Annotated in this window: 13 protein-coding genes and 1 riboswitch; all 13 genes read left to right on the top strand. The window is 44.5% G+C overall.

Going from position 1 to position 12,643, the window contains the following annotated elements; genetic code table 11:
* The first annotated feature begins 29 nt into the window (after positions 1-29).
* Positions 30-202: riboswitch (Lysine riboswitch) on the top strand.
* Between the two features lie 87 nt (positions 203-289).
* The 13 genes from dapA to glmM all read left to right on the top strand — a co-directional run bounded on the left by dapA (position 290) and on the right by glmM (position 12,257).
* Positions 290-1,174, top strand: a complete 885-nt coding sequence (gene dapA, locus DWW70_RS04685) for a 4-hydroxy-tetrahydrodipicolinate synthase (RefSeq protein WP_118016774.1) — start codon at positions 290-292, stop codon at positions 1,172-1,174.
* Between the two features lie 212 nt (positions 1,175-1,386).
* Positions 1,387-2,142 (top strand): 4-hydroxy-tetrahydrodipicolinate reductase, encoded by a 756-nt coding sequence (dapB, locus tag DWW70_RS04680; protein WP_022216597.1) that lies wholly within the window; start codon positions 1,387-1,389, stop codon positions 2,140-2,142.
* Between the two features lie 8 nt (positions 2,143-2,150).
* A complete protein-coding gene (locus tag DWW70_RS04675; RefSeq protein ID WP_015533275.1) occupies positions 2,151-2,516 on the top strand; it encodes a DUF6145 family protein in 366 nt (121 codons plus the stop codon).
* A gap of 37 nt (positions 2,517-2,553) precedes the next feature.
* Complete coding sequence (locus tag DWW70_RS04670; RefSeq protein ID WP_118016773.1) at positions 2,554-3,321, top strand: type III pantothenate kinase; 768 nt, start codon at positions 2,554-2,556, stop codon at positions 3,319-3,321.
* A 48-nt stretch (positions 3,322-3,369) separates the two neighbouring features.
* Positions 3,370-4,338: a tRNA dihydrouridine synthase DusB gene (dusB, locus tag DWW70_RS04665; protein WP_022216595.1), complete on the top strand. Its 969-nt coding sequence runs from the start codon at positions 3,370-3,372 to the stop codon at positions 4,336-4,338.
* A 309-nt stretch (positions 4,339-4,647) separates the two neighbouring features.
* Positions 4,648-5,505 carry a 3D domain-containing protein gene (locus tag DWW70_RS04660; protein WP_117548572.1) on the top strand — a complete coding sequence of 286 codons (858 nt, stop codon included), beginning with the start codon at positions 4,648-4,650 and terminating at the stop codon, positions 5,503-5,505.
* A gap of 236 nt (positions 5,506-5,741) precedes the next feature.
* Positions 5,742-7,229: a threonine synthase gene (gene thrC, locus DWW70_RS04655; protein WP_022216593.1), complete on the top strand. Its 1,488-nt coding sequence runs from the start codon at positions 5,742-5,744 to the stop codon at positions 7,227-7,229.
* A 140-nt stretch (positions 7,230-7,369) separates the two neighbouring features.
* On the top strand, positions 7,370-7,789 hold the full coding sequence (queD, locus tag DWW70_RS04650) for a 6-carboxytetrahydropterin synthase QueD (RefSeq protein ID WP_187115846.1): 420 nt from the start codon (positions 7,370-7,372) through the stop codon (positions 7,787-7,789).
* Positions 7,790-7,851: 62 nt separating this feature from the next.
* Entirely contained in the window at positions 7,852-8,556 is a 705-nt protein-coding gene (queE, locus tag DWW70_RS04645) for a putative 7-carboxy-7-deazaguanine synthase QueE (RefSeq protein ID WP_199669315.1), read from the top strand.
* 1 nt (position 8,557) lies between these two features.
* Positions 8,558-9,151, top strand: coding sequence for a GTP cyclohydrolase I FolE (gene folE / locus DWW70_RS04640; protein ID WP_118649310.1), 594 nt, complete (start codon positions 8,558-8,560; stop codon positions 9,149-9,151).
* 99 nt (positions 9,152-9,250) lie between these two features.
* On the top strand, positions 9,251-9,928 hold the full coding sequence (queC, locus tag DWW70_RS04635) for a 7-cyano-7-deazaguanine synthase QueC (RefSeq protein ID WP_055143853.1): 678 nt from the start codon (positions 9,251-9,253) through the stop codon (positions 9,926-9,928).
* A 39-nt stretch (positions 9,929-9,967) separates the two neighbouring features.
* The gene (locus DWW70_RS04630; protein WP_022216588.1) at positions 9,968-10,882 is read left to right on the top strand and encodes a diacylglycerol/lipid kinase family protein; all 915 of its coding nucleotides are present in this window, start codon (positions 9,968-9,970) and stop codon (positions 10,880-10,882) included.
* 19 nt (positions 10,883-10,901) lie between these two features.
* Positions 10,902-12,257, top strand: a complete 1,356-nt coding sequence (glmM, locus tag DWW70_RS04625; protein ID WP_055223692.1) for a phosphoglucosamine mutase — start codon at positions 10,902-10,904, stop codon at positions 12,255-12,257.
* Positions 12,258-12,643 lie beyond the last annotated feature (386 nt).

The raw sequence follows: 12,643 nt of genomic DNA, 5'->3' as shown, positions 1-12,643 counted from the left end.
AGTAGCACTATCTAAGGTTAAACTGAATACAATATAGTAGAGGCGCGGGATTAATGATTAAGCAGGCTGATGCATGTGGATGCAGAAGATGCCTGACGAAAGGGAAGACCGCCGAAGTGATGGATATTCCACAGGATCTGTTGCTGGTTGTGCAGTTAAGAACTGTATGACTGTCATCTGAGGATGGAGAGCTACTTGTAAGAATGGGATGTTTTTATGGGTTGGCTTTTTGCCAGCCCATTTTTATGCTATATTGTATCGACTATTTATTTTTAAGGAGGACGACAATATGTCAATTTTTACCGGTTCAGCAGTTGCACTTGTAACACCATTTCTTGAAAATGGAGATGTGGATTATGATAAGCTCAAGGAGCTCGTGGAGTTTCATATAGCACACAAGACGGATGCCATAGTTATCTGCGGAACAACAGGCGAGGCTTCAACACTGTCACACGAGGAGCATCTTGAGTGCGTGAAGAAGTGTGTAGAGTTCGCTGACCACAGAATAAAGGTAATAGCAGGAACAGGTTCAAACTGTACTGCAACAGCAATATATCTCTCAACAGAGGCAGAGAGCTACGGAGTGGACGGTCTGCTCGTGGTTACACCATACTACAACAAGGCTACACAGAAGGGCCTCATCGCACACTTCACAGCCGTTGCAAATTCAGTAAATGTGCCTATAATCCTTTACAATGTGCCATCACGTACAGGTTGCAATATCCAGCCGGAAACAGCAGTATATCTTGCACAGAACGTTGAGAACATTGTCGGTATCAAGGAAGCTTCAGGCAATATAAGCCAGGTTGTAAAGCTTGCAAGCCTTGCAAAGGGATGCATAGATATCTACTCAGGAAATGACGATCAGGTTGTACCTCTTCTCTCACTTGGCGGAAAGGGAGTTATCTCAGTGACAGCCAATATAATCCCTGAGGATGTACACGATATGGTTCAGAAGTATCTTGACGGAGATGTTCAGGGAAGCCTTGATCTTCAGCTTAAGGCCATTGATCTCTGCAACGCACTGTTCTGCGAGGTCAATCCAATACCTGTCAAGAAGGCTGTAGAGCTTCTTGGTATGTGTGATGGAACAATGAGAATGCCGCTCACTGAGATGGAGCCACAGAACGTGGAGAAGCTCAAGAAGGCAATGGAAGAGTACGGAGTTCTCTAGGACTGTAATTATCATAGAAACAATACAGATGTCTGCGGTCTCAACTGGCTGCAGACATTTTTATTTGCCGAGGTGGATATAAACGTTGCACAATGGACAGCAAATGTGTAAAATGGAGTACATGTTGAAATATATGCGCATGTCAGCGTGCATAGACCACACAAAAGACGACAACAAATGACAAAGCTTATATATATGGAGGATAGACAGACATGGTAAAGATCATAATGCATGGTTGCAATGGAAAGATGGGACAGGTAATAACAGGTATCGTTGCAGGCGATCCTGATGCCGAGATTGTAGCGGGAATAGATGTTGTGGACAACAGGGATAACGGATATCCGGTATTTACAGACATAGATGCCTGTGATGTCGAGGCTGATGTCATCATAGATTTTGCAGCGGCTGTAGCTGTTGACAAGCTCCTCGATTACGGTGTGAGGACACAGACTCCTATAGTTCTCTGCACAACAGGTCTCTCAGATGAGCAGCTTGCAAAGGTAAAGGAGTGCAGTGCAAAGGTTGCCATACTCAAGTCAGCGAACATGTCACTGGGAATCAATACACTCATGAAGCTTCTGAAGGATGCTGCGAAGGTATTCTCACCAGCCGGATATGATATAGAGATAGTTGAGAAGCATCACAACCAGAAGGTGGATGCTCCATCCGGAACAGCTCTTGCTCTTGCTGATTCAATCAATGAGGCATGCAATGAGCAGTATGAGTATGTGTACGACAGAAGCCAGGTGAGAAAGAAGAGGGATAAGAAGGAGCTCGGAATCTCTGCTGTCAGAGGCGGCACTATAGTTGGAGAGCATGAGGTGATATTTGCAGGTATTGATGAGGTTATAGAGTTCAAGCACACGGCATATTCCAAGTCAGTATTTGCAAAGGGTGCTGTTGAGGCAGGAAAGTTCCTCAAGGGCAAGCCTGCAGGAATGTACGATATGGCGGACGTTATAGGATAGGAGCGGTTATGGAGATTTCAACCAGGACAGAGGATGGCGAGCTTGTTCTGTGCGCCAGCTCGATATATAATCAGAAGTTTTATCTGAACAAGGAATTTTCAAAGCTTCCTGATGAGATAAAGGACGAGCTTCACGCCATGTGTGGAGCGTTTACACAGGAGGTCGGAGGAATATTTATGTTGGTGTTTGACGACGCCGGCAATCTGAAGATACAGACGAGGGCACTTGAGGATGACCTGTTATTTGACGACATAGGATGCGGACTCAAGGTCAAGAAGCTGCAGAATGAAAAGAAGGAGCTGTTCCAGAGTCTGGAGCTGTTCTATAAGATATTTATACAGGGTGTTGACATTAACAGTCTTGTAAATGAATGATATAAAATAATTGGAAGATCAGGAAGGAAAAAGGGGCATGTTATTTGCTATTGATGCTGGAAATACAAATATTACGATAGGACTGTTTGACGGAGAACGCCTGGAGAAGACCTTCAGGATGACCACCGGGATATCGAGAACATCGGATGAGTACGGAGTATTTCTGCGCGACTGGCTCAGAATGAGACAGTTGTCAACTGATGTTATAGATGAAGTTATAATCGCTTCGGTTGTTCCGAAGATCATGCATTCCCTGGTGAATGGCATAAAGAAATATTTTGGAATAACACCACTCATAGTTGAACCGGGAATAAAGACGGGGATCAATATAGCGCTGCCAAACCCGAAGCAGCTTGGAGCTGACAGAATAGTTGACGCAGTTGCGGCTTATCACATGTATGGCGGACCGGTTCTCACGGTGGACTTTGGAACTGCCACAACGTACGACCTCATCAATGCCGATGGCGTGTTTGAGGCTGAGGTCACATCGCCGGGCATAAGGCTTATTGCAAATGCTCTGTGGACGGGAACAGCCAAGCTTCCTGAGATAGAGATAAAGGTGCCTGAGACGATACTGTGCAAGGACACGATATCCAGTATGCAGGCCGGTGTGTGCATGGGCTATATTGGCCAGACAGAGTATATAGTGAAGAGAATGCGCAAGGAGTCAGGATACGACAACATGAAGGTCGTGGCTACCGGCGGACTTGGAAAGATGATATATGAGAACACGGACTGCATAGATGTGTATGATCCGGATCTCACACTTCACGGACTCAGACTTATCATGGACAAGCAGAAATAAGTCGGATTTTGCAAATTATATATTATTATAGAAGCAATGGAGAAATTTATGGATTTCAGAGATAAATTGATCCTGGCGCCGATGGCTGGTGTATGTGACCAGCCATTTCGTCTTTTATGCAAGGAACAGGGCTGTGATATCCTGTACAGCGAGATGGTGAGTGCCAAGGCAATATATTATAAAAATAAGAACACGAAGCCGCTTCTGGCTATGGATGAGCGGGAGAAGCCATTTGGGCTGCAGCTCTTTGGCTCTGATCCTGAGATCATGGCGGAGATGGCAAAGAGGATAGAGAGCAACGGTTATTCGTTCATAGATGTAAATATGGGCTGCCCTGTGCCGAAGGTGGTCAACAATGGAGAGGGATCTGCGCTGATGAAGGATCCGGTTCTCGTTGGAAGGATAGTCGAGGCCATGGCAAAAGCTATAAGCATACCGCTGACCATCAAGATAAGAAGCGGATTTGATTCAGAGCATATAAATGCGCCTGAGATAGCACATATAGCCCAGGAGAGCGGGGCTGCCGCTGTGGCGGTGCACGGAAGGACAAGGCAGCAGTATTATCAGGGACATGCGGACTGGAGCGTCATAGCCAGGGTGAAGGAGGCGTGCATCATCCCGATCATTGGCAATGGCGATATAAACACTCCTCAGGACATCATAGACATGAGGGCGCAGACGAACTGTGACGGCTTTATGATAGGAAGAGGTGCGAGGGGCAACCCGTGGATATTCCGCGATATGAAATACTACTACGAGCATGGCGAGCTGCCGGACAAGCCTGACATATATGAAGTGAAGGATATGATGCTGAGACATGCGAGACTCATGGTTGAGTTCAAGGGTGAGTACACAGGTATCCATGAGATGAGAAAGCACGTGGCATGGTACTCAGTCGGAATGTATGATTCGGCAAAGCTCAGGAGCAATGTGAACCAGGTTGAGACTTACGAGGAGCTTGAGGAACTGCTCTGTAGATGGGCTGACAGCGCACCTGAAAAGGTCATTGTGAGTTAACATAAAAACAAAAAATGTAACAGGAAATAAAGAATTTATTAAAAATTCTAAAGTAAAAATATACAAGATGCTAATTTGTTTCAAAAATGTTACGGCACTAAAATGTAAAATGTGCACAAAAATGGCATTTTAAAATGTTGCATATTTACATTAACTGAATTAAAGATTTTATGCGAGTTGTGCATGATTTACAAAAATAGCCACTTTGCTTGACCTTTCTTTCGACAGAGATTATAATAGCGTCATGAGTTAAATTTTAACGGTTTTGTAACAATTCTGAAACCGTAAAGAAATTAAGGAGAAAAGGTTATGCAAAAGTTTTCAGATTCATCACGTATGAAATCACAGAAACTAATGAAGACATCACTGAAAAGGAACGTAAAGAAGATTAGCATAGGAGCAGTACTCCTGGCAGTTGGATTTTCATCATACGCAGTTATCGCATCAGATGACAGCATGGTTTCATCCAAGGGCAAGGGAGTGTCGATCGCAGCAGCAGGTAATACATTATACGCAGACAACACAGCAGACTATGGAGAGGCAACATCATCAGTTGCACTGGCAGATGGTACTCTGTCAGATGTCAACAAGACTGGTTCAGTAGCCCTCTCAAGCAAGAAGACAGTTAAGAAGACTTCAGCCATAAGCGGTGGAGTTCAGGAGAGCACAACAGAGGCTCGTGCAACAGAGGCTGCACAGCAGGCAGCAGACACAACAAAGTCAGAACCTACCACACAGATGAAGGTTAAGGATAAGGATAAGTCAGCAGCAGGACTTCCTGACGATCAGATATCAGTTGATCCATCAACAGAGAAGTCAACAGATGGACTTCCTGATGACAAGGTTATTTATGTGAATGGTGAGGCATCAGGTACATATCTCGGAACATTCTGGATTACGGCATATTGTCCATGTCCAATCTGCTGCGGTGAGTACAGCAACATGGATAACCCGACAACAGCTTCAGGTGCACCTGCAGTCGAGGGTGTGACATGTGCAGCGCCAAGTAACTTTGCATTTGGTACAGAGCTTATAGTTGATGGTCATACATACACAGTTCAGGACAGAGGTGGAGCTATCAATGGCAATCATCTTGATATCTACTTCTCAAATCATCAGGCAGCTCTTAACTTCGCAACAGGCTACTATGATGTATATGTAAAGTAATAAAAAGCAGAAATTGTATACAGATATATTAAAGACCCGCCGTAAGGCGGGTTTTTAAATGCAGTGAGATAAGTGTTGGGAAAGTGTTGGAAAAGTCGCACGAATGAGGCGGGCTATAGCTTGTTTTTTATAAAATGCTGTGTTATAATGCACACGATTATTTGTAAGAATACAGGTGATTCCTGAGTTTAGTACATAACGAAATGTTTAAATATATTTATTAAGGAGATTGGCAAATGGAACTTATCTACAGAAGCACAAGAAATGCAAATGAGACAGCAACAGCATCACAGGCTATACTTAAGGGACTTGCTAATGAGGGGGGACTCTTTGTACCAGATTCTATACCAGCACTTGATGTGTCTCTGGAAGATCTTGCAAAGATGAACTATCAGCAGGTTGCATACGAGGTTATGAAGCTTATGTTCACAGACTTCACAGAGGCTGAGCTTAAGCATTGTATAGATTCAGCATATGATTCAAAGTTTGATACACCGGTTATAGCACCACTTGTGAATAAGGCAGGAGCATATTATCTTGAGCTTTTCCATGGATCAACAATAGCATTCAAGGATATGGCACTTTCAATCCTTCCATATCTTCTCACAACATCAGCAAAGAAGAATGGCGTAAAGAATGAGATCGTCATCCTCACAGCAACATCAGGTGATACAGGTAAGGCTGCCCTTGCAGGATTTGCAGATGTTCCTGGAACAAAGATCATCGTGTTCTATCCAAAGCACGGTGTAAGCCCAATCCAGGAGAAGCAGATGGTTACACAGAAGGGTGACAATACATTTGTTGTTGGTATCACAGGTAACTTTGATGATGCCCAGACAGGTGTGAAGAAGATGTTCTCAGATGCTGAGCTTGCAAAGTACATGGATGAGAAGGGCTATCAGTTCTCATCAGCAAACTCCATCAACATCGGACGTCTTGTCCCTCAGATGGTATACTATGTATACGCCTACACAAGACTTGTTGCAGACGGAACCATCAAGGCCGGTGATAAGATCAACGTGGATGTTCCAACAGGTAACTTTGGTAATATCCTTGCTGCATACTACGCAAAGGAGATGGGACTTCCAATCGCAAAGTTCATCTGTGCATCAAATGACAACAAGGTTCTGTTTGATTTCTTCCAGACAGGAACATACGATAGAAACAGAGAGTTCATACTCACAACATCACCATCGATGGATATCCTCATTTCAAGCAACCTTGAGAGATTGATATACAAGATTGCTGGCAATGATGCTGAGAAGAACTCAGAGCTTATGAAAGAACTCACAACAGATGGAGTGTACACCATCACAGACGATATGAAGGCAAAGCTTGCTGAGTTCTATGGTGGATATGCAACAGAGGCAGAGACAGCAGCTACCATCAAAAAGGTATATGAGTCAGATGATTATATCATCGATACACATACAGCAGTTGCGGCTACAGTATATGAAAAGTATGTGGCAGAGACAGGAGATAAGACACCTACAGTCATCGCGTCAACAGCAAGCCCATACAAGTTCACAAGAAGCGTTATGAACGCTATAGACGCTGAGTATGATTCCAAGACAGACTTTGAGCTTGTCGACGAGCTTGAGAAGCTCTCAGGTGTAAAGGTACCTCAGGCTATAGAGGATATCAGATCAGCAAAGGTTCTCCACGACACAGTATGTGACAAGGAGGATATGCTTGCAGAGGTTAAGGGATTCCTTAATATCTAATGTATATTAAACACAATAAAATAGATTGACAGTTCATTAGTACCATCCTGTCACTAAACAAAACTAGGACATAAGAAGATCAGAATGTCCTATTCTGGTCTTTTTTTGTGGTGAACAGTTGGATGCTTATAGGAGGAGTTATGTATAAGTTAAAGACAAAGGCAAGTTTTGACAGCGCCCATTTTTTGAAAGATTATGACGGTAAATGCAGCAATATCCACGGACACAGATGGACTGTGGAGATCGAGGTCGGTGCAGAGACTCTTGAGAGCGATACACAGAACAGAGGAATGGTGGTTGATTTCTCCAATCTGAAGAAGGATCTGAAGGAGATTGCGGATCACTTTGACCACAGCCTTATCATGGAAACGGGAAGCTTGAAGCCGGCGACGGAGGATGCGCTGCTGGCGGAAAATCTGAGGATCGTGAAGGTTGATTTCAGACCTACTGCTGAGAACTTTGCAAAGTATATATATGATGAGATGGCAGGCCGGGGCTACAAGGTCATAGAGGCAAGTGTGTATGAGACACCGAACAACGTGGCTTCTTATTGTGAGTAAATATATATGATAGGATTCCGGTGAGAAGCTGGCAGGTCTAAAAATCTGGAAGATGTGAGAGAATGGAGAATATACACCGGGAGAAAGGAAATACAGTCGTGAGCACATACAGAGTAGTAGAGAGATTTATAAGTATCAACGGTGAGGCTGCAAGAGCCGGAGAACTTGCCGTGTTCATAAGATTTGCGGGATGCAATCTTGATTGCGGTTACTGTGATACCAAGTGGGCAAATGAGGCAGGCGTTCCTTATGAGGAACTCACCGAGGATGAGATCATCGATTATGTCAGAAGAACAAAGGTGAAGAATGTAACCCTGACAGGTGGGGAACCGCTGATACAGAAGGACATAGATAAGTTGCTCCTTGCATTTGAGCTGGAGGATGATGTAAGGGTCGAGATTGAGACAAATGGAAGTGTGGATATCGCAGAGTTCAAGGCTCTTGGGGGAAATGTATCGTACACGCTGGATTACAAATGTCCATCCAGCGGCATGGAGAATGACATGTGCCTTGCAAATTATAACTATATAGACAAGAATGATTCGGTGAAATTTGTGGTCGGTTCACAGGAGGATCTGGAAAAATGTTTTGAGATAGTTAGGGAGTATGCGCTGGATGAGAAGACGAGAGTATTCATCAGCCCTGTGTATGGCAGCATAGATCCTGCGGATATAGTGGATTTTATGATCGAGAACGATATGAATGATGTGAAGCTTCAGTTACAGCTTCACAAGTTCATTTGGGATCCGGAAGAAAGAGGTGTATAAGATGGCGATAGATAAAGAGGCTATAAAGGAACACGTAAGAGGAATATTGATTGCCCTTGGAGATGATCCTGACAGGGAGGGACTTGTAGAGACTCCTGACAGGGTTGCGCGTATGTACGAGGAAGTATTTGAGGGAATGAACTACACCAATGACGAGCTGGCCGAGATGTTCGGCAAGACATTTGCTGAGGATGGAGTGGCAAGGCAGGTCGGTGACATGGTGTTTGTCAAGGATATAGAGGTGTTCAGCTACTGTGAGCATCACATGGCGCTTATGTACGACATGAAGGTGTCAGTCGCATACATTCCAAATGGAAGAGTGCTCGGACTTTCTAAGATAGCGAGGATTGCGGATATGGTGGCGAAGAGACTTCAGCTCCAGGAGAGGATAGGCTCGGACATAGCCTACGTCATATCCAAGGCTGCTGGAACTGAGGACGTGGCGGTCATGATAGAGGCACATCACAGCTGCATGACGGCAAGGGGCATCAAGAAACCGGGAAGCAAGACCATGACGACCACTCTCAGGGGAAGATTTGAGAGCGACACAGCTCTGCAGAACAAGATGCTGATGATGTACAATGCGGGAAGATAGTTATCGGTACACTGAATTGATAATGGTGAATTTGTTTATCCGTGAGCGTTATAATGCGGTTCGGAATATCATATTTGATTATATATGGAGGATGAGATCATGCAGAATTTAAAGAATAAGGATGAGGCAGTTGTAGTATTCAGCGGCGGACAGGACAGCACAACGTGTCTGTTGTGGGCACTCAAGAAGTATAAGAAAGTGTACGCCGTATCATTTGACTATGGACAGAGACATGCGTTAGAGCTTGAGTGTGCTAAGGAGATCGCGGACAAATTCGGAGTGGAGCATCACATACTTGATATGAGCCTGCTTAACCAGCTTGCGCCAAATTCACTGACAAGAACAGATATGAAGGTTGACGAAAATGCACCTGAGGAGGGCACGCCGAATTCATTTGTCGATGGAAGAAACATGGTATTTCTTACATTTGTAGCAATATTTGCCAAACAGAGGGGAATATCTGATATAATAACAGGAGTGTCCCAGAGCGACTTCTCAGGATACCCGGACTGCAGGGATATATTTATCAAATCGTTAAATACAACACTTAACCTTGCAATGGACTACGAGTTTGATATAATAACACCATTGATGTGGATCGATAAGATGGAGACATGGAAGATGGCTGATGAGCTGGGCGGACTGGATGTTATCAGAGATATGACACTCACATGTTACAATGGCATCAAGGGCGAGGGCTGCGGACATTGTCCATCATGCAAGCTCCGCAAGAAGGGGTATGATCTGTACATGAAGTACAAGGAGGATCACAAGTAAATAAGCAGTATCAAAGGGAAAGGTTGTGTTATTGAAAGTATGAAGAATATGCTGTTCATCATGAATCCCAAAGCGGGTAGGACTACTCTGAAGAATTCTTTGGTGGATGTGCTGGAAGTGTTCTGCAATAACGATTACGCGGTCAGGACATATCTTACGAAATCGGCAGATGACGCAGAGAGAATTGTTCAGGAGGAAGGCGCAAACTACGATGTGATCGTATGTGCGGGGGGCGATGGAACCCTGGGCAACACAGTTACAGGATATATGAAGAGCGGGATAAGGGTTCCACTTGGATATATTCCGTGTGGCTCCACCAATGACTTTGCAAGGAGCATGGACATACCGAGAGAGACGGTTGAGGCGGCTGAGATGATAGTGAAGGCAGAGCCGTTCTCCATAGATATAGGAAGTCTGAACGACAAGAACTTTGTTTATGTCGCAGCTTTTGGAATGTTCTCAGATACATCATATGCAACGCCGCAGAATATGAAGAATATATTTGGACATGCGGCATATGTATTGCAGGGGATAAAAAGCCTGGCAAATGTACCATCTTACAAGATGAAGGTTACAATAGACGGGGACGAGCAGGAAGGCGAGTTTATATTCGGTATGGTGTCCAACTCGGTATCCGTTGGAGGGTTTAAGAGTATAACCCGAAAAGGAGTTGAGTTCGATGACGGACTTTTTGAGGGAGTATTGATAAGGACAATGAAGACACCGGCTGACCTGGAGAGAGTGGTCAGGGCACTTCTTACAGGTGATGTGAATGAGAGGAGCATGGTTTCATTCAGGGCTCACAGGGTCAAGTTTGATGCAGAGGATCCGGTTGCATGGACATGTGATGGTGAGTTCGGCGGAGAATATAAGGAGACCAAGATACACATCCACAGGAGAGCGATAGATCTTCTGGTCGTTCAAGAAAGCGAGCAGGATGAGGTTATAGAATAATAGAATCGAGGATTTTACAATGGGTAAATATTTTGGAACAGATGGATTCAGAGGCGAGGCAAATGTAGACCTTACAGTGGAGCATGCCTATAAGGTTGGAAGATACCTTGGCTACTACTATGGCAAGCAGCATGAGGATGGAAAGGCTCATGTCGTCATCGGAAAGGATACGAGACTTTCAAGCTACATGTTCGAGTATTCCCTGGTTGCGGGACTTACAGCCAGCGGAGCTGATGTATACCTGATGCATGTAACACCTACACCTAGTGTGTCTTATATAGTCCGCACAGGTGATTTTGACTGCGGTATCATGATCTCAGCCAGTCATAACCCATACTATGACAATGGTATAAAAGTCATCAATGGTCAGGGCTACAAGCTTGAGGCTGCCATCGAGAATGAGATCGAGCAGTATATAGATGGTGAGCTTGGCGAGATACCATTTGCAAAGAAGGACAGCATCGGTAAGACCACCGACTACACAATGGGAAGAAACAGATATATAGGTTATCTGCTCACGATCCCTACCAGACCTTTCAAGGGAATGAGAATTGGTCTTGACTGTGCAAATGGTGCGTCATATCTGGTTGCAAAGTCGGTGTATGACGCTCTCGGAGCAAAGACATATGTCATCAACAATGAGCCAAATGGAACAAACATCAACACGGACTGTGGTTCAACACACATTGAAAAGCTTCAGGCATTTGTCAAGGAGAAGGGACTTGATGTGGGATTTGCATTTGACGGTGATGCGGACAGGTGTCTTGCAGTGGACGACAAGGGCGAAATCGTGGATGGAGACAAGATACTCTATGTCTGCGGTCGTTATCTGAAGGATAAGGGCGAGCTGAACAACAATACCATCGTCACAACTATCATGTCCAACCTTGGACTTTACAAAGCACTTGACAAGAAGGGCATCAACTATGAGAAGACGGCAGTCGGTGACAAGTACGTGTTCGAAAATATGATGGAGCACGGACATTCCATCGGCGGCGAGCAGTCAGGACATATCATCTTCTCCAAGTATGCAACAACCGGTGACGGTGTCCTCACCTCACTGATGATCATGGAGACTATACTTGGACGTAAGGTCAAGCTCTCAGAGCTGTTCCACAGCCTGACGATATATCCACAGCTCCTTGTGAATGTCAAAGTTTCAAGCAAGGATGCAGTCATGAACGATGCTGATGTGCTGAAATTGAACGATGAGATAGCAGCTGAGCTTGGAGACGACGGAAGACTTCTTCTCAGACAGAGCGGTACAGAGCCTGTCATCAGAGTTATGGTCGAGGCAGCCACAGATGAGCTGTGTGAGAAGTATGTATACAAGATGGTGGATCTCATAAAGGCAAAGGGATACGCAGTGGAGTAGAGAGTGGTATAAAAGCTCAAAAGATACAAAGTACGTAAAATTTGTATCTTTTGGGCTTTTTTCAATTCCAGGTGGAAGCCGGAAGGACTATGTGGTAACCTGCCGCGTCAGGAGAGAAGTACAGCGCGACCGGTGAGGCGAGGTTGTGGCAGAGATATGTGGATTTTCTCAAGTTCAAACAGACAAATACTTGCGAAATATACTGCTGTTGGCGAAAATGCATGAAAAAAGTGGGGTATAATCCTAAAAATGATAGAATTTATCTGTTGACATGTTGTGGCAAAACAGATAAAGTTTTATGTGGCGAAAGATATGACTGTCACCAGACATACGATGAGAATTATGTGGCCGTGACAGTTACAATAATATAACATGAGAGGCATATA

This window comes from Coprococcus sp. AF16-5 (assembly GCF_003479365.1).
Lineage (GTDB): Bacteria > Bacillota > Clostridia > Lachnospirales > Lachnospiraceae > Coprococcus > Coprococcus aceti.
Note: the sequence above shows the minus strand (reverse complement) of the source record. Positions and strands in the feature narration are given on the sequence as shown.

What these genes read in the sequence shown, in the direction of transcription:
- dapA (WP_118016774.1), top strand. Translation starts at nt 290, where the DNA reads ATGTCAATTTTTACCGGTTCAGCAGTTGCACTTGTAACACCATTTCTT.
- dapB (WP_022216597.1), top strand. Translation starts at nt 1,387, where the DNA reads ATGGTAAAGATCATAATGCATGGTTGCAATGGAAAGATGGGACAGGTA.
- DWW70_RS04675 (WP_015533275.1), top strand. Translation starts at nt 2,151, where the DNA reads ATGGAGATTTCAACCAGGACAGAGGATGGCGAGCTTGTTCTGTGCGCC.
- DWW70_RS04670 (WP_118016773.1), top strand. Translation starts at nt 2,554, where the DNA reads ATGTTATTTGCTATTGATGCTGGAAATACAAATATTACGATAGGACTG.
- dusB (WP_022216595.1), top strand. Translation starts at nt 3,370, where the DNA reads ATGGATTTCAGAGATAAATTGATCCTGGCGCCGATGGCTGGTGTATGT.
- DWW70_RS04660 (WP_117548572.1), top strand. Translation starts at nt 4,648, where the DNA reads ATGCAAAAGTTTTCAGATTCATCACGTATGAAATCACAGAAACTAATG.
- thrC (WP_022216593.1), top strand. Translation starts at nt 5,742, where the DNA reads ATGGAACTTATCTACAGAAGCACAAGAAATGCAAATGAGACAGCAACA.
- queD (WP_187115846.1), top strand. Translation starts at nt 7,370, where the DNA reads ATGTATAAGTTAAAGACAAAGGCAAGTTTTGACAGCGCCCATTTTTTG.
- queE (WP_199669315.1), top strand. Translation starts at nt 7,852, where the DNA reads ATGGAGAATATACACCGGGAGAAAGGAAATACAGTCGTGAGCACATAC.
- folE (WP_118649310.1), top strand. Translation starts at nt 8,558, where the DNA reads ATGGCGATAGATAAAGAGGCTATAAAGGAACACGTAAGAGGAATATTG.
- queC (WP_055143853.1), top strand. Translation starts at nt 9,251, where the DNA reads ATGCAGAATTTAAAGAATAAGGATGAGGCAGTTGTAGTATTCAGCGGC.
- DWW70_RS04630 (WP_022216588.1), top strand. Translation starts at nt 9,968, where the DNA reads ATGAAGAATATGCTGTTCATCATGAATCCCAAAGCGGGTAGGACTACT.
- glmM (WP_055223692.1), top strand. Translation starts at nt 10,902, where the DNA reads ATGGGTAAATATTTTGGAACAGATGGATTCAGAGGCGAGGCAAATGTA.